Here is a 16,339-nt window from a genome sequence, read left to right on the forward strand (position 1 = left end):
GTTTTATAGTTTCGAAAATATTCGATTAACCAATCAAAGTATTTATAATATCATTTGAATCATCAAGAACGTGAATTTTAGTATTTATTTGATTCTCAACTTCTTGAATATTTTTATCATCTAAAAATAAATCAGTGTTAATTTTTAACATAATAGACGGTATGTAAACAGCTTCTCCTAAATCTTTATCTTTCAGCCCGTAAATTAGATCTTCTCCAGTAAGAAGACCTGTAACAACTTGATCTTGACCCCAATAAACACTTGGCAAACCATATAAATTAATTGTTAATCCATTAATTAAGTTTAATTTTTTAACTGAAGGAATTAGGGCTTCATAAACTAACTTACCAACAATCCAACTAACTTTTTTTGGCTTTTTTACTTTTTGGGGTAAGTTTTGAGTCTTCTCTTTTAATGCTTCTAGAAAGTTTCTAATAGTCCCAACCCCATTAGATTCTTGTGGCATATTTTCGTAGGTTTTGTAACTAGGTAAATTTGTACCAGCAATTAAATACCATTCGTCTGCTAGCCAACAAAAACGAGTCCCAAGTGTAATTTGTAGAGAGTCTTGAATTCTCTCTACTTGTTTAATAGTTTTTTTTGCGTATTCTGGGCTTATAGATTTCAATCCATCATTTTCAGGTCTAAATTTTGTAAGTCCTACAGGAACTATTGCGACTGAAAGTACTGTTTGAGAGGTTTTTTTGTAGAATTCAGCAAGTTCCAAAATTGATTTCTCAAGAATATCACCATCATTTATATCTGGACAAACAACAATTTGAGCATGTATTTGAATAGAGTTTTTTTCAAACCAAGAAATTTGATCAAGTATCACTCCTGCTTTTTTATTTTTTAATAATTTTTCTCTTGTGGCGGGATCAGTAGCATGAACCGAAATAAAAAGTGGGGATAGTTTTTGTATAGCAATTCTTTCCCAGTCTTCTTTTTTTAAATTCGTAAGAGTTAAATAAGAGCCATATAGGAAACTTAATCTATAATCATCATCTTTTATATAAAGGCTTTTTCTTTTACCACTCGGCTGTTGATCAATAAAACAAAATGGACATCTATTATTGCATTGCTTGATTGAATCAAATAATGCATCTTTAAAATTTATACCTAAATTAACGTCTTGATCTTTTTCAATATTTATATTGTGAATCTCATGATTTTTATCTAAAACTGAGATGTCTAAAATTTCTTCATTAATCAGAATCTGATAATCAATTAAATCTCTTGGTTTTTTCCCATTAATACTAATAATTGAATCACCTGATTCAAATCCTATTTCTTCAGCAATAGAATTTGCTTCAATACTTTCAATCTCTGCAGGGTTTATTTTATAAGTAATATTAGGAACCAAAAGATCAATGGAATCTTCACTGTAATTAATTTCTTGCCACACAATTTAAGGCCAAATACTCTTATTTATCTTTATTCTAAACTTATATATGACTCAAAGTGTATTAAATACTTTTAAAAAACTAAATATAGGTTTGAAATTATGGCCCTTTTATTTATTAAAATGTGTCATTCGCAGTTTTCTAAAACACGATTTAGATTAATTAAAATAACCTTTTTCATTGAAAGAATTAATTACAAAAAATTTAGAATTAAAAGATAAATTCAACTATGAATCCAACAAGACAGTTGATTCATACGAAAATAGTTTCTTATCAAATCCTCTCTCTTTAAGATTGTGGTCTTCTTTTTTTGTAATTTTACCTATTTTTGTTCAAGCCCCTTGGGTTAGATTAGAACCAATAAGTGCTCTTTGTTTTACTTTTGTCATTGTCTTAGTGGCAATTGTTTTGAATCAGAAAGGATCTAATAAGTGGTTTATTGTCAGTTCATTATTACTTGGTATATCAGGTAGTTGGCTTGGTGGATGTTTGTTCTGGGGATGGTTAAGCCCATTTCCTATCCTACACATACCTGTTGAAGCTGTGGTTCTCCCATTAGCTTTAATTGGATTTGGTACTAATTGGAAAATAGGTTCAAGTTTTTATGTCTCTTCTTTATTTGGAACCGCAGTTACCGACATTACAATATTTTTAATCGGAATCATGGATCAATGGAGGCAGGTAATTACAGCAGATTCTGAAAATGCACCCATGATTCTTCAAAAAACTTCAGAGAGTCTTATTCAAATAAAATCATTATCTATTATCGTTTTTGTTGCTCTTATACTTTGGTTTATTTCAAAAGAAATTCTAGATTCTGGCACAAATAATACTACTAATGGTAAAGCACTCTTAGTTTCTGGTTACGTAATTCAAACGACATTAATTGTTGATGGTATTTTTATTGTTTTAGCAATTCTGCAACCAACTTTTAGTGGATTGGTTTAATGTTAAGACCTCCATTTTCGCAAGAACCGATACCAATAAATAATTGGGATGTAATCGTTATAGGCGCTGGAGCTGCTGGCCTTATGACTTGTCTTGAATTACCCTCAAATTTAAAAGTGCTTCTTTTAAATAGAAATACTAGTAAGATATCTTCCAGTAGATGGGCTCAAGGCGGAATTGCATCTGTTGTTAGACAAGATGATTCATTTGATCTGCATGCAGAGGATACTTTAAAAGCAGGTGATGGACTATGTGATTCTCAGGCTGTCGAAATGCTGGTTAAAGAAGCTCCAGGTTGTGTAGAAAGGTTACAGAATTTAGGGATGATTTTTGATCAAAGTTCTGATCAACTAGCTACTACTTTGGAAGCAGCCCATTCACGAAGAAGAGTCTTACATGTTAAAGATCGTACTGGACGAGCATTAGTTGAAGTTCTAGAAGATCATATTGAGAATCAAAAAAATATTCTTCACTGCAGGGGTGTAAGAGTAACTGAACTTCTCATTGAAAATAAAGAATGTAGAGGAGTTCAGGTTCTTGATGGAGCAAATTTATATTGGATCAAATCTAGAGCTGTTGTTTTAGCTACAGGTGGGGGTGGGCACTTATTTACAAATACAACAAATCCTGCTCAATCCTCTGGTGAAGGGATTGCTCTTGCATGGAAAGCAGGAGCTGCGATTGAAGATTTAGAGTTTGTGCAATTTCATCCAACAGCTTTAAAATTTTATGGTGCACCTTGCTTTTTAATATCTGAGGCACTTAGAGGGGAAGGAGCGATTTTAGTTGATAAAAATGGTGAAAGTCCAGTTAAAAATCTTGAAAATCGTGATCTAGCTACTAGAGATCAGGTAAGTAGAGCAATTATGAAGAATATGCATGATAATAATGTAGACCATGTTGGCTTAGATCTTCGGTATATTGACCCAGAAAAAATTGTAGAGCGCTTCCCCACGATCTTAAGTCGATGTCAGGATTATGGCGTTAACCCTTTAAATGAGGTTATTCCCGTAGCTCCTGCAGCTCATTATTGGATGGGAGGTGTTAAAACTGATCTAAATGCATCTTCAACAAGAAAAGGATTATATGCCGTTGGAGAAGTTGCTTCTACAGGTGTGCATGGTGCTAATAGACTGGCAAGTAATTCACTGATGGAGTGCCTTGTTTTCGCAAGAAAAATGTCTTCAATTGTTTTGAATGATTTTTCTAAAGTTGAAAAATTTGATAGATCATTTCAAGAGTTTGATATTGAAGATCCTAAAGAAAATCAGATTTCTATAATTGCTGAAAAAATTGATGAACTAAGAAAACTATGTTGGTTAAATTTAGGTGTATCTCGAAATAAGGTAAAAATGAGTAAATTTTTAAATTATATTCAAAATGATATAGATAAATTAAATAAAAATAATTTACTAAATAGTCTCGAAAAAATAAAATTTGATCAAAAAATAAAACTCAGTGAACGCAATAGAAGAGCATTAAATCTTTTACTTGATTTAAAGAATAGACAAATAACCACCCTAACTTTATTAAAAGCTTGTCTATTTAGAGAGGAAAGTAGAGGAGGTCATTATAGAGATGATTTCCCTGATAAAGATAAAATGTGGGAATGCCATACTAGACAACAGTTAGATCAAAAAATTCAAAAAAGATTTATTAAAAATTAAGATCTCCCTGATAGTCGGTTTTTGTTGCTAATTCATTTAAGTTACGCGTACCACTAATAATTTCTCCATTTATTTCCCAAGAAGGAAATCCACTGATTCCTTTCGTTTGGCATAGCTCATACTCATTATCTTTACCATCTTTAGCACACTCAACAACTTTTAATTCTTTAACTGCTTCCTTACCAAATAGTTGTTTCTGATCGTGGCAATGCGGGCACCAGTATGCACTATACATAACAATATTGTTTTCACTTAAAAATTTTGCAAACTTTACCTTCTGGGGAGAGCTTGAAGTGGTAATTATTGGCGATATATTTTCAGTGGGGTTTGCAACATCAATAGCATTAGAGGGGTCAACGTTTGTTGACCAAATTAGACCCCCCAGCAGGACACTAATGGCTACAATGAAACCTCTAAAAATCATAGGTTCTCTACTTTCGAACTTTGCTCCAATCATAGAAATAAAAAAAATAGAAAACGATAAAATTGCTGAAAGTATACAAAAAAAGCAATATGCTTGAATCTTAAAAAACATTATATTTATCAATAAAAAGCTAAATGTGGATGACGCACAAGAAATTAGAAATACTAACCACCATAAAAACTTATTGAGTTTTTCTTTTGGGGAAATTAAATTAAGCGAGAGTATTATTGTGATAACTAATATTGATAAATATGTTATAAATCCAGCTAATGAGAGAGGTATATTAAATTGATTATTTTCAAATAAAGTACCCCAAGGACTATTTAAAACTGTTTCACAACCATTTTTTATCCCTGGGCATGAAAGCGAAGTAAATAATCCCCAGTTTTTTAAAGTAATCGAACCTGTATCAACTATGCCTATAGTGCTAAGAATTGCGATTATGATTCTTGGCCATTTTAAATCTTTTTTATTTCTTCTGTTTAAAGTCTTGAGGGCCATGCAAAAAGAAAGTTTGTTATTTACATTATCTATCCTAATATTATCTTGGCATAAGAGTTATATCCGTAATGCTGATTAAATCTTTTAATTTTTATTTTTCAAGTTGTGAAACAAAATAGTCTCAATGTAAAAGAAAAAAAACTATCTAAGATTGCCTTCAGTCATGTTGGTTGTGAGAAAAATCTAGTTGATACTGAACATATGCAAGGCCTATTAGATAAGGAGGGTTATGAAGTTGACAGCAATATAAATGATGCAAATGTTGTTGTTGTAAATACTTGCAGTTTTATTGAAACAGCTAGAGAAGAATCTATTAGAAAAATTCTAGAATATACAAATCAAGGAAAAAAAGTAATAGTCGCAGGCTGTATGGCTCAGCATTTTAAAGATGAGCTTATAAAAGAAATCCCTGAAATAAAAGGTTTGGTTGGAACAGGAGATTATCAAAAGATAGCCAAGGTTTTAGACAGAGTAGAAAAAGGGGAAATCGGTAATGAAGTTTCAGAAATACCTGAATTTATTGCAGATGAGGAAATGCCTCGTTTTGTAGATAAAAATAAATTTGTTGCTTATCTTCGCATTGCTGAAGGCTGCAACTATAATTGCGCTTTTTGTATTATTCCTAAGTTGAGAGGTCCTCAAAGAAGTAGAACAATAGAATCTATAGTTTCAGAAGCCAAAAGTCTTGCAAAAAAGGGTATTCAAGAAATCATATTGATTAGTCAAATTACAACTAACTATGGTCAAGATATTTATGGAAAACCATTATTAGCAAAACTTTTGAATGAGCTTTCTAAAGTTCCAATTCCTTGGATAAGGATACATTATGCTTATCCAACAGGTTTAACTGATGAAGTTATTAGAGCTTTCAAAGATTCAAAGAATATAGTGCCTTACTTTGATTTGCCACTTCAGCATAGCCATCCAGATGTATTGAAGAGTATGAATAGACCTTGGCAAGCTTCTTTGAATGAATCAATTTTGGAGAAAATTAGAGAAGAAATTCCATCTGCCGTATTAAGAACTAGTCTCATTGTTGGTTTCCCAGGAGAAAAAAAAGAACATTTTGAACATCTTCTCGAATTTTTGGATAGGCATAAATTTGATCATGTGGGAGTGTTTATTTTTTCTCCTGAGGAAGGAACTGCAGCTTTTCATTTGCCAAATAAAGTATCTCTAGAGGTTGCAGAGGCAAGAAAAGATAACGTTATTACAGTGCAACAAAATATCTCTAAAGATAAAAATCAGAAATATGTTGGTTCAAAAATGAAGATTTTGGTAGAAAAAATATCAGACAATAACCAATTAATAGGTCGGTCCTACAATTTCGCTCCTGAAATTGACGGAACTGTAATTTTATCTGTTAAAGATAAAATTGATTTGAAAAATTATATTGGTAAATTTGTTGAAGCAAATATTTCTTTTGCTGATGAATATGATTTGTATGGAGAGACTATTAAAATTTTGTAGTTTTTTTAGATTAATTTAACTGCTCTTAAGAGCTTATCTAATGCGAAAGCAGCTCCAAAACCAAAACCAATAAAGGCAAAATAGAAAATGATGTTCATTAATTTTTTTATTTTTATTCAATTTAACATCAGATGAAAAGATTAGATTTTTTCGTTTAATTTCTTAATCTTGGATATAGGGTAATTTTTTGTATAAGCATTCTTCTGCTTTTTGTAGTTCCCGGCCTAAATATAGAGCATGGTCGAATCTGGTTATTAAGTCATTTCTTTCTTCAGTGATCAATATTCCAAGTTGTTTCGCACTAATACCTTTAAAAACTTCATTACTAACTCTTTTATTTTGAGAGTCGCATTTGATTGGTTCATTTGTTTCTGGGTCAAGCGCATAGCCTTCCTCATCGATGTTATTTAAAAAGTGCTCTAAAATTATTTTATTTTCTTCTAAATCTACTTTTATAATAAAATAACCATTTGGATCTAAGTCTATATAACGGTTGGATAGATTGTTATCAATCTTTATTTTTTCATCTAATCTTTTACTAGAATTCATCCTTAGAAGTTAATAAAAACTATATTACTAATATAATCTTTCGTAAAGCCAAATAATTTTTATTTAAAGGGTATAGATTTATTCTCAAATGCAATTTCCGTCTCTGTTTGTTTATTAACTTCATTTAGCCAAGGATAAATTATATTTTCCATATTTTTGTCAAACCACTTATGCAAGCTAATGGTGCTTTTTGCAAAAAAACCCCTCCGCCTTTTATGTTTACCACCTGCTCCAGGATCAAAAAAATGGATACTATTTTTTATTGCCCATTCAATTGGCTGGTAGTAACATAATTCAAAATGTAAATTAGAGATGTCTTCTTGACTACCCCAATATCTACCCCATAAGTTGTTTTTATTTTTAACGCACATCGACATAGCAAAAATATCATTTGAATCATTTTTTGATGCGCTAAAAAGTAAAAGATTTTTTTTATTATCAACAATTTTTTCGAAAAATGTAGATGTTAGATATTTACTTCCCCAAACTCCCCACCTTGAGCAATGCTGCTCATAAAAATTATGCATTTTTTTGAGGATTTCTTGGTTTATATCATCTTTATTAAAAATTTCTATTTTAATATCTTGTTTAGTAATTGATTTCCTTTCTTTTTTTATATTTTTTCTCTGATTAGAGTTAAATCTAGAAAGAAAATCATCAAACGTTTTTTCTCCATTACTCCTCCATTCACTGCTGGAATTTATCCATTCATAGTATCCCAAAGATTTAAGATGGTTGCTCCAACTCTCATCAACATATAAAAAATTACAACTTAAAATTTTGTTTGTAATCGCGAAGCTTTCGATATTGTTTATGAGTAAATTTGTAATTTCTTTCTTATCTTTATTTTTTTTATAAAGAAATTGATATCCATTTACAGGACTATAAGGACTCATTCCAATTAATTTAGGGTAATAATTTAAATTTAGCTCTTGAGCTAATCGTGCAAATGATTGATCAAAAATGAATTCTCCATAGCTATGATTTTTTAAAAAAAGTGGAGCAATTCCTAATATTTCTTCATTTTTATAAGCAACAAAATATAGAGGCTGCCAACCAGTTTCTCTTGAAACACTTTTTGATATTTCAAGGTTTTTAAGCCAAGTCCATTCATAAAATGGATTATTGATTTCATTTGCTAATTCATTCCAAATCTCCTTGGAGATTTCCTTAATTGACAATTTGACTTCAACTTTATCTATTCTTTGGTTCATTTATTACTGAATATATTTTAAATTTTTTTGTAATGAATATGTATTTCATTATTCATTAAATTTTTAATTGATTTTATTTCCCATTGTCTTTCGAGATTAAAAATAGCATTTGTTTGTTCTGGAGGGATCCATGTATATCTACCTCCAATAATTCGTGGAATTATTGTAATTTTTATATCTGTTATTAGATCCTCTTTTATAAATGAATTTATAAGTTTTGCGCCTCCTAAAAGAGCTAAATCATTTATCCCTTGTTTTTTGAGTGAAATTAAAGTTTTTTTCCATGAATCTTCGAAAAAGAGTTTTTTCTCGAATTCATTATTCGTCGAATTATCAACTTTATTTGTGCTTATTAGCCATCTTCTAATTGGTTGACGAAAGTATTTCCAATTACTGTTAAATTTTTTGCTATTTGAAGCAACTATAGAAATTGGTTGGCTTTTTGATATATGTAATTCGTCATTATCAGTGAAATTTTTAACTAGGTAAGTTGATTGATGAGCTTTTAAAGTACCTAAACCAAAAATGGTAGCGTCAACCATTGATAAGTTTTGATTTAATATTTTTTTATCTTCATCGCTTCCAAGATGCGATTCTCCACCTCCAGGAAATGCAATTCTCCCATCAAGACTTGATGCTATAACAATTATTACTCTTGGGATACTCAAGTTTGCGTGACTAAACTATTTTCAAATTTCAACTTCAATGAATTGGTTAACTTTTGATCAACATAAATTTCTGCAGCATTGTTTGGGCTCTCTTGGAGTCTTATTTTGTGTAATGTTGCACCAAGTTGATGTATTGGTTTTTTAAGAATATCAGAAATATATAAAGCTATATTTTCAGCAGTTGGAACACAATTATGGAAAAATTCGATGTCTTTATTAAGAAAAGTATGATCTAGTTGTTCAACAACTAAATCGTTAATTATCTCTTGGAGGGCAGATAAGTCGCAAACCATTCCTGTTCTTTTATCAATGTCTCCTTTTACAGTTATATCGACAAGATAGTTATGACCATGTCCATTAACTCTGGCACATTTCCCATATATTTTTTTATTTTCATCAAAGGATATCTCTTCTTTTGCAAGTCTATGAGCGGCTGCAAAATGAGTTTGTACTGTTAAAAATGCTTCCATGTTTTTTCCAAAATAATCTGCCCATAAATTTGGGTTTTCATAAAGTCTTAGACTTGTAAGAGGTAAATCATCCTTCAGACGACTCCAAATGACCTTTACTAATGCTTCAGTTGTGGGAAGTATACCCTCTTGATTATTAACATTAAATTCAGGCCAGACATCATTTAAAAAACGAAAATCTAATTGTCCAGTAACCTTATCTTTAATAGAGTGTTTTACATCAGAGAGATTAAGTACCATTCCATCAGAGTCTAGTTCTCCACCCATTGAAACAATAAGTTCATAATTATGACCATGACCTGGTGCAATACTGCACTTTCCAAAAAGAGATAAATTTTCTTCTTGGCTTTTTTCAGGAAGCCAATAACGGTGACTAGAACTAAAGCAGGCACGTCGAGTTATGACGCATTCACGTCCTTTGCCATGTAATGGTTTGGATTGTGTAGAAGTCATACTTGTCTGCGATAATACTATCTTAAGGTTTTAAATACGCTTTTGTCTTTATGGAACAATCCATTATTGAAAAAACAGTTAATACTATTAAAGGCAGAAGCATATTTTTAATAGGAATGATGGGCTCTGGTAAGTCACAAACAGGTTTGAAGCTGGCTGAATTATTAAAGTATAAATACATTGATTTAGATTCATTAATAGAGAAGTTGGCAAAAAAATCTATCAATCAAATTTTTAATGATGAAGGAGAAGATAATTTCCGTGAATTAGAAGCAAACTGCCTTAAAGAAACTATCAAAATTCCTTCATTAGTAATCTCAACTGGGGGAGGAATAGTTACCAAATCGGAAAACTGGGGAATCTTAAGACAGGGAATAATTGCTTGGATAGATCTTGATAAAGATATAGCAATTGAAAGATTGAAAAATGAAATTGAAAATAGGCCACTTCTTAAGGGAAAGAATCTAAAAGATCTATATATGAGCATTTTTCAATCTAGAGAAAATTTGTATTCTCAAGCAGATTTAAGAATTCAAGTAAAAAAAGAAAATATTGAAGAAGTTGCTATGAAAATAATTCATGCAATTCATAAAGAAATAATTAGTTAATCTGGTTCAATTCTTACTGCAAACCATTTGATAACGTATCCTAATTTTATTTCTAATTCATAAGTGCTTTCTAATAATTCTTCAAAAAATTCCTGATCAGGATCTTCTATATTTTGATATATTGTTTGTGTTTCTGTCTTACTAAGCCAATTCTTCAACCATAAAATTGCTTCTTGCTTTGATACAATTTTTTCTTTTGAATCTGGCTCTAATAATACATAATGATCTGATGCTCTTATTAGTGGATTTGACATAATGAAAATTCTTCTTGGATTAATTCTTTGCTTGATTTTTCAAGGAATTTTTTTAGAAAGTTCTTTTGCTTTAGTAGATTCTAACGTACGAGAGTTTTTGGAAAATCGTGTAAATCAATGGCCAGAATTATATTTGCCAAATTTTAAATTATCGGATACTACTAAGGATTTAATTTATCCTAAATGGTTTGAGGGGAATTGGCTTGTTACTTCTCAAGATATAGTAAATGATTCAGAAGAGCCAGTTATTTATGAAGTAAATTTCTTTAAGAATGATTCAGATTTAATTGTTGGTAATCGTGCAAAAAATTCTGAATCTATTGGAAAAGCAATATTTGGTGAAACCTTAATCAAGGTTGTAAATGATCCTCAATCTATTAATAATCAAATTACTTATTTAAAAGATGATTTTTATATCGATTCAAGAATTACAGGGAGAAATCAGATCCAAGATGATGATATTTTTTTCGCAGATGAGCTAGTTATACAAACAGCACATAAGCCAGGTGCTTCAAGGATTAATCAGGTAGAGACCATTAGTAAATTTCAAAAATGTTCCGAAGAAATATTGGAAGTTGATAATTCAATCAAACCATCAATTTGTGGAGTACAATATGTGGCTTCTTATGGTTCAAGAGTTGGTGATCCTTCTATTCATGCTATAAAAACAAATAAATATAAATTGAAGTTTGAATTTATTGAGAGTTAGCACTAAAAAGATATTCTTCTAAGTTGTTCCTCCAAATGAAAAGATTTTCTAAATAAGGGTTGTTTATGTATTCTTGGCACCCCTCTCCAGAAAGAATTGGTCCTGCAGACTTTGGAAATTTAAGAAGGGATAATTGAGCAGCAATTGAAATATCTGCAATTGATAAACTATCTCCAACTAAATATTTCTTGTTGATCAAAGATTTTGATAAAGCTTCGAGTAATTTTTGGAGTTCTAAATTATCTTTAGAAGACAAAACTACATTAGAAATTTTACTAAGATTTTCAAAAGGTAATTTATCAACAATACTTTTAACTGAAGAAGGTATTTCATCTGGAAGTAATGCAGTTCTTAGCTGTGGATTTTCTATTGCAGATTTTATTAAAGCTTTTCTACAAGTTGTAGCCATTGAAGTATCTGCCCAGTCTTCAATTAGTTTGCATTGTGCAAATAATATTGGGTCCTCAGGAAAGAGTGGATTGTTTTCATTTTTTTTATCTAGATATTCGCAAATAGTTGAAGAGTCATTAATAACTTGATCATTACTATCGACTATTACAGGTACTTGTTTTTGACCTGATAATTTAAAGATTTCAAATTGGCCTATTCCAGGTGTTACTTCTTCAACTCGATATTGTAGTTTTTTTGCATGAAGAGCCATTCTTGTTTTTAAACAAAAAGCACTATGCCTAAATTGATATAATGTAATCATGCTGTTTAATGTTTGTTAAAACTTAGCTAAAAAAGTAATCTATTTGTGGAGCTGATGGGCGAATTTTTCTCTAATGTTGCGAGATATCCAAAGTATTTGATATCCATAATTGTTGGGGGACTTGTTGCTTTGCTTGAACCTTTGTTCAAGAATAGATCAAATCCACTCACAATAGTGGGTTTGATATCTTCTGTCTTAAGTGCTTTCATAACTGTTTATTTTGTCTTGCAAGCGATGACAAACCCAATAAATTTACAACCATAATGCCAAATAATTACCGTCTTGCAAAAGTTTCTTCTCTTTTGAAAAAAGAAATAACCCTTATTTTGCAGAATGATTTGGAAAATGAACTTATTAAAGATTATTTCGTCAATATTTCTAAAATTGATTTATCAAGTGATTTGCAACACTGTAAAATTTACATAACTTCAACTGCTCAAGAGAAAGTGAGGAAAGAGATTGTGGCAAACTTGAATACTGCTAAAAGCGCTATAAGGCATAGTTTAGGAAAAAGAATAGAGATGAGAAGAGTTCCAGAGATCATTTTTAAAGACGATGTTGTTCTTGATAAAGGATTATCAGTCTTGAAACTTCTGGATGAATTAAAAAATAAAAATCAAAATAATCATGTTGAGGACAAGGATGCCAATAGTTGATCTACCCCTTGATCAAAGAAATATAATTATTACTCGATCAAAAGAAGGGATATTGGATATAAAAAAGATATTCACAAGCAAGGGCGCTAATGTATTTGATTTGCCTGCAATAAGTATTGGTGATCCTGATGATTTGAATCCTCTTGACGAAGCATTAAATCAAATAAATGATTTTCATTGGATTATTTTTTCCAGTAGTAATGGTATCAAATTTGTGGATAAGAGACTTAGATACTTTAATAGTTCGTTAAAAGAATGTTCTAAAAAAACAAAAATCGCCGTAGTCGGAGAAAAAACCTCAAAAACGCTTGATGATCTTGGGATTAAGGCTGATTTCATACCTCCAGAATTTGTTGCTGAAAGTTTAATTGATAATTTCCCAGTATCTGGTTATGGACTTAGAGTTTTTGTACCAAGAGTTCAAACAGGTGGTAGGGATTTAATTGCAGAGCAATTTAGAAAGGCTGGTTCTCGTGTATTTGATGTTGCTGCATATGAAACTAGATGTCCTGATTCAATTCCGGAAGAAACGATTGATATTATTTCTAATCGACAAGTCGATGCAATTATTTTCTCAAGTGGTAAAACCGTGGTAAATGCTGCTTTTTTATTAGAAAAAAAACTTGGTAAACAATGGTTAGAATATTTTGATCAAATTAAGTTACTAACTATTGGACCTCAGACAACAAAATTATGTAACAAGATTTTTGGAAGAGTTGATAGTCAGGCACAAAAATATACTTTTGAAGGACTACTAGATGTGGCAATTAATTTTTTTAGTTAGGAAAATTTTTTGTATAGTTCTTTTCAACTAAATCTTTGAACCTATCAATATTGGCCTGTAATTCGTTTGTGACCATTTTGCCTAAAATATTTTCTTCCATAAACCGTGCAATTATTTTTGGTAGTTCATAAGTTATAGCTAAATTTACAGTTGTGATTTGATCACTTTTACTTTCGAAAACTACTGATCCCTCAGTTGGTAAACCTCCTATAGATTTCCACTTAAGTTTGCTTTTTTCGACCCTTTCTGTAATTTGAGCTTTCCATTTGAACCTAAAGCCATTTGCAGCTAAAGTCCATTCTGTTAAATCTGGTAACGTATTAGTTTCTTCATCAACTGTTTTAACAGATTCAATCCAGCTCATCCAAAGTGACATTGAGTCTAAATCGCTCCATGTATTCCATACATTTTCAAGAGGCGCATTAACAACTGTTGTTACGTCATGTTTTAGCCAAGTACCCATTAATTAACTTACTGCAAGATTTTTTGCTAATTCTGCTTTCTTCTCTAAAATTGCAGCAGCAGCTAAATGACCACTCATTGTAGCTCCCTCCATGGAGTCTATGTAATCTTGTTTTGTGTAACTACCTGCCATAAAGAAATTAGATATAGATGTTTTTTGATCGGGTCTGAAAGGTTCCATACCGGGAGATTCTCTATAGAGTGATTGTGGAATCTGTACTACGTTACTCCAAAGCAATTTAAGGTTTTTTGAGGATGGGAATAGACGTCGAACCTCTTTATCTATTTCTTTTGTAATTCTTTCTGTAGATCTTCCCATCCATCTATCTCCGGGAGTTAAAACACATTGGAGAAGTGATCCCATATCTTTTTTTCTATAATCTGCTGGACTTGCTAATGCTAAATCAGCAAAACAACTGAAAGAAGCATCAGCAGAATAAAGGAGGTTATCTAGTCCAGTTGGTGTATTTCCAGTATTATCTTTTTGTAATTCAGTAACCCAACCGTCGTATCTTAATTGGATTGTGGCAACAGCAACTGCTCTAAGTTTTTTTAAACCTTCAAATTCTTTAAATTGATACCATTCTTTTGGAATGATTTTTTTTATTCCAGGAACATCACAGGCAGCTAGAAATTTATCTGCAAAAACTGTCTTTGTTCCTTCAGGGGAAGATATTTTTAACTGATTAACTACAAATGAGGAAGATTCTTTTTCATAAATAATTTCTTCTACCTTATGGTTAAGATGGATTATTGCCCCTTTTTTTGTGATGTAGTCGACTATAGGTTGAGTTAACCACTTATGAGGAGAACCTTTTAAAAGATTAAGTTTTGATGCTTCTGTTTTTGAAGCAAACATCATGAAGATAGTTAGCATGCATCTTGCTGAAATATCTTTGCAATTAATAAATCCCAAAGCATATGCGATAGGATCCCACATTCTTTCTAAACTTTTTTCACTTCCACCATGGTTTAAAAACCATTCTTTGAAACTAATTTTATCTAAATCTCTAATTATTTTCATTGCGCCTTCATAGTCTATCAATCCTCTAACTATTGGGCTTGTCCCTAAAGCTAAGGCATTTCTGAACTTATCTACCCAAGTAAGTTGTTCTGTCGTAAAAAAAGCTTTTAGTCCATTAAATGGAGCACCCAAAGGGAATCTGAAATCTAAGGATTTTAAATTACCACCATTATTAATAAATAGATGAGTATGATCTTTCGGGAGTAAATTGTCTAAAGCTCCCACTTTTTTCATTAATTTAAAAAGATTTGCATAATTGTAAAAAAATACATGTAAACCCATTTCTATATGGTTGCCATCCTTATCTTCCCAACTTCCGACTTTACCTCCCCAAAATGACCTGCTCTCGTAAATTTCTACATCATGACCTTCATCAACTAAATTAACCGCTGCTGTAAGACCAGCTAATCCAGAACCAACTATCGCAATTTTCACTTTTTCTTAAAATTATAACAAATCAAGTTTGGATTTTGTTTGTTCTATGCACCCTATCGATTAAGTTTTTATATTATGAATAGTAGGAAATTTTTGTTTATGGAAAATGTAGAACTTAAACAGGAAATTAAAAATTCCGATGATGGTAAAGGTATCTTAATTACGAATGATGCCATAGAGCAAATTTCAAATTTATTAAAAAGTCAAAGTGATAAAAAGGCACTTAGGGTAGGAGTAAGATCTGGTGGTTGTAGTGGGATGAGTTATACGATGGATTTTATAAGAGATAACGAAATAAATCCCGATGATAAAGTTTATGATTATTCATTAAAAGCTGATCAAAACTTTCAAGTTGTTTGTGATCCTAAAAGTCTTTTATACATATATGGTATGCAACTAGACTTTAGTAAGGAATTAATAGGAGGTGGCTTTAATTTTGTAAACCCCAATGCTTCCCAAACTTGTGGATGTGGAAGTTCTTTTGCAGTCTAAATAATAATGGATAAAGAAATTAATCCCATTGAAGAGGATTTTAATGCAGCTCTATCGAGATATAAAGCTGGACAAGATTTAATTCCTATTGTTCAAGACTTTCAAGAAATTATACAGCAAATACCAAATCATTTTGCTGCTTGGACTTGCTTGTCATGGCTTCAATTACTTTTGAAAAATAATCAAGAAGCTTTGGCAGCTGCCAGGCAAGCTGTTCGATTAAATCAGCAAGACCCACAAGCAAGAATGAATTTGTCTTTAGCTCTTTTGGCAACCAATAATAAAGGTGTTAGGGATCATATTGAGTTAATAAAAAAAATGTCTTTGATGATGCCCGATGTGAAAAGTGAGTTGAAAGAATCTGTTGAAGACGGATTAAGTAGATATCCAGATTGGCCTGAGTTAACCAAAGTTAAAAAATGGTTGGAATTTTAAA

21 protein-coding genes are annotated in these 16,339 nt (G+C 31.2%); 10 read left to right on the forward strand and 11 right to left on the reverse strand.

What is annotated here, in order from left to right; all coding sequences use genetic code 11:
• Positions 1-25: 25 nt before the first annotated feature.
• A complete protein-coding gene (locus JJ844_04195) occupies positions 26-1,405 on the reverse strand; it encodes a TIGR03279 family radical SAM protein (protein MBO6974877.1) in 1,380 nt (459 codons plus the stop codon).
• A gap of 178 nt (positions 1,406-1,583) precedes the next feature.
• On the opposite strand from JJ844_04195, the gene JJ844_04200 reads away from it, so the two are divergent.
• Together JJ844_04200 and nadB are read left to right on the forward strand one after the other, a co-directional pair.
• Positions 1,584-2,351, forward strand: coding sequence for a DUF3120 domain-containing protein (locus tag JJ844_04200; protein MBO6974878.1), 768 nt, complete (start codon positions 1,584-1,586; stop codon positions 2,349-2,351).
• A complete protein-coding gene (gene nadB, locus JJ844_04205) occupies positions 2,351-4,018 on the forward strand; it encodes an L-aspartate oxidase (GenBank protein ID MBO6974879.1) in 1,668 nt (555 codons plus the stop codon). The genes JJ844_04200 and nadB overlap by 1 nt, the downstream gene beginning before the upstream one ends.
• Here nadB and JJ844_04210 read toward each other — a convergent pair.
• A complete protein-coding gene (locus JJ844_04210; protein MBO6974880.1) occupies positions 4,008-4,943 on the reverse strand; it encodes a thioredoxin in 936 nt (311 codons plus the stop codon). The two genes, nadB and JJ844_04210, sit on opposite strands and share 11 nt — an antisense overlap.
• Positions 4,944-5,048: 105 nt before the next feature.
• On the opposite strand from JJ844_04210, the gene rimO reads away from it, so the two are divergent.
• Positions 5,049-6,413 (forward strand): 30S ribosomal protein S12 methylthiotransferase RimO, encoded by a 1,365-nt coding sequence (gene rimO / locus JJ844_04215; protein ID MBO6974881.1) that lies wholly within the window; start codon positions 5,049-5,051, stop codon positions 6,411-6,413.
• 5 nt (positions 6,414-6,418) lie between these two features.
• Here the strand turns inward: rimO and JJ844_04220 are convergent, their stop codons facing one another.
• The 5 genes from JJ844_04220 to JJ844_04240 all read right to left on the reverse strand — a co-directional run bounded on the left by JJ844_04220 (position 6,419) and on the right by JJ844_04240 (position 9,767).
• On the reverse strand, positions 6,419-6,511 hold the full coding sequence (locus JJ844_04220) for a cytochrome B6 (protein ID MBO6974882.1): 93 nt from the start codon (positions 6,509-6,511) through the stop codon (positions 6,419-6,421).
• 64 nt (positions 6,512-6,575) lie between these two features.
• Positions 6,576-6,962 (reverse strand): DUF4346 domain-containing protein, encoded by a 387-nt coding sequence (locus JJ844_04225; GenBank protein ID MBO6974883.1) that lies wholly within the window; start codon positions 6,960-6,962, stop codon positions 6,576-6,578.
• A 59-nt stretch (positions 6,963-7,021) separates the two neighbouring features.
• The gene (locus JJ844_04230) at positions 7,022-8,176 is read right to left on the reverse strand and encodes an N-acetyltransferase (protein MBO6974884.1); all 1,155 of its coding nucleotides are present in this window, start codon (positions 8,174-8,176) and stop codon (positions 7,022-7,024) included.
• 17 nt (positions 8,177-8,193) lie between these two features.
• Positions 8,194-8,844 carry a dihydrofolate reductase family protein gene (locus JJ844_04235; GenBank protein ID MBO6974885.1) on the reverse strand — a complete coding sequence of 217 codons (651 nt, stop codon included), beginning with the start codon at positions 8,842-8,844 and terminating at the stop codon, positions 8,194-8,196.
• Entirely contained in the window at positions 8,841-9,767 is a 927-nt protein-coding gene (locus JJ844_04240; GenBank protein MBO6974886.1) for a 6-carboxytetrahydropterin synthase, read from the reverse strand. The genes JJ844_04235 and JJ844_04240 overlap by 4 nt, the downstream gene beginning before the upstream one ends.
• A 50-nt stretch (positions 9,768-9,817) precedes the next feature.
• Between JJ844_04240 and JJ844_04245 the strand changes: the two genes are divergently transcribed.
• Positions 9,818-10,375: a shikimate kinase gene (locus JJ844_04245; protein MBO6974887.1), complete on the forward strand. Its 558-nt coding sequence runs from the start codon at positions 9,818-9,820 to the stop codon at positions 10,373-10,375.
• Here the strand turns inward: JJ844_04245 and JJ844_04250 are convergent.
• Positions 10,372-10,629 carry a chlororespiratory reduction protein 7 gene (locus JJ844_04250; GenBank protein MBO6974888.1) on the reverse strand — a complete coding sequence of 86 codons (258 nt, stop codon included), beginning with the start codon at positions 10,627-10,629 and terminating at the stop codon, positions 10,372-10,374. The genes JJ844_04245 and JJ844_04250 overlap by 4 nt on opposite strands.
• Position 10,630: 1 nt before the next feature.
• Here JJ844_04250 and JJ844_04255 point away from each other — a divergent pair, with 1 nt between their 5' ends.
• The gene (locus tag JJ844_04255) at positions 10,631-11,338 is read left to right on the forward strand and encodes a POLO box duplicated region (protein ID MBO6974889.1); all 708 of its coding nucleotides are present in this window, start codon (positions 10,631-10,633) and stop codon (positions 11,336-11,338) included.
• Here the strand turns inward: JJ844_04255 and JJ844_04260 are convergent.
• Positions 11,325-12,050: a glutathione S-transferase family protein gene (locus JJ844_04260; GenBank protein ID MBO6974890.1), complete on the reverse strand. Its 726-nt coding sequence runs from the start codon at positions 12,048-12,050 to the stop codon at positions 11,325-11,327. The genes JJ844_04255 and JJ844_04260 overlap by 14 nt on opposite strands.
• 54 nt (positions 12,051-12,104) lie before the next feature.
• Here JJ844_04260 and JJ844_04265 point away from each other — a divergent pair, with 54 nt between their 5' ends.
• The 3 genes from JJ844_04265 to JJ844_04275 are packed head-to-tail and all read left to right on the forward strand — an operon-like array spanning position 12,105 to position 13,490.
• A complete protein-coding gene (locus tag JJ844_04265) occupies positions 12,105-12,314 on the forward strand; it encodes a DUF751 family protein (GenBank protein MBO6974891.1) in 210 nt (69 codons plus the stop codon).
• Complete coding sequence (gene rbfA, locus JJ844_04270) at positions 12,314-12,706, forward strand: 30S ribosome-binding factor RbfA (GenBank protein MBO6974892.1); 393 nt, start codon at positions 12,314-12,316, stop codon at positions 12,704-12,706. The genes JJ844_04265 and rbfA overlap by 1 nt, the downstream gene beginning before the upstream one ends.
• Positions 12,693-13,490, forward strand: coding sequence for a uroporphyrinogen-III synthase (locus JJ844_04275; GenBank protein ID MBO6974893.1), 798 nt, complete (start codon positions 12,693-12,695; stop codon positions 13,488-13,490). The genes rbfA and JJ844_04275 overlap by 14 nt, the downstream gene beginning before the upstream one ends.
• Here the strand turns inward: JJ844_04275 and JJ844_04280 are convergent.
• Complete coding sequence (locus JJ844_04280; protein MBO6974894.1) at positions 13,483-13,953, reverse strand: SRPBCC family protein; 471 nt, start codon at positions 13,951-13,953, stop codon at positions 13,483-13,485. The genes JJ844_04275 and JJ844_04280 overlap by 8 nt on opposite strands.
• Before the next feature lie 3 nt (positions 13,954-13,956).
• On the reverse strand, positions 13,957-15,411 hold the full coding sequence (zds, locus tag JJ844_04285; protein ID MBO6974895.1) for a 9,9'-di-cis-zeta-carotene desaturase: 1,455 nt from the start codon (positions 15,409-15,411) through the stop codon (positions 13,957-13,959).
• Between the two features lie 99 nt (positions 15,412-15,510).
• Between zds and JJ844_04290 the strand changes: the two genes are divergently transcribed.
• Positions 15,511-15,903, forward strand: coding sequence for an iron-sulfur cluster assembly accessory protein (locus JJ844_04290; protein ID MBO6974896.1), 393 nt, complete (start codon positions 15,511-15,513; stop codon positions 15,901-15,903).
• Positions 15,904-15,909: 6 nt separating this feature from the next.
• On the forward strand, positions 15,910-16,338 hold the full coding sequence (locus JJ844_04295; protein ID MBO6974897.1) for a hypothetical protein: 429 nt from the start codon (positions 15,910-15,912) through the stop codon (positions 16,336-16,338).
• Position 16,339: the final 1 nt, after the last annotated feature.

It is taken from the genome of Prochlorococcus marinus CUG1435 (assembly GCA_017644375.1).
GTDB lineage: Bacteria > Cyanobacteriota > Cyanobacteriia > PCC-6307 > Cyanobiaceae > Prochlorococcus_A > Prochlorococcus_A marinus_AH.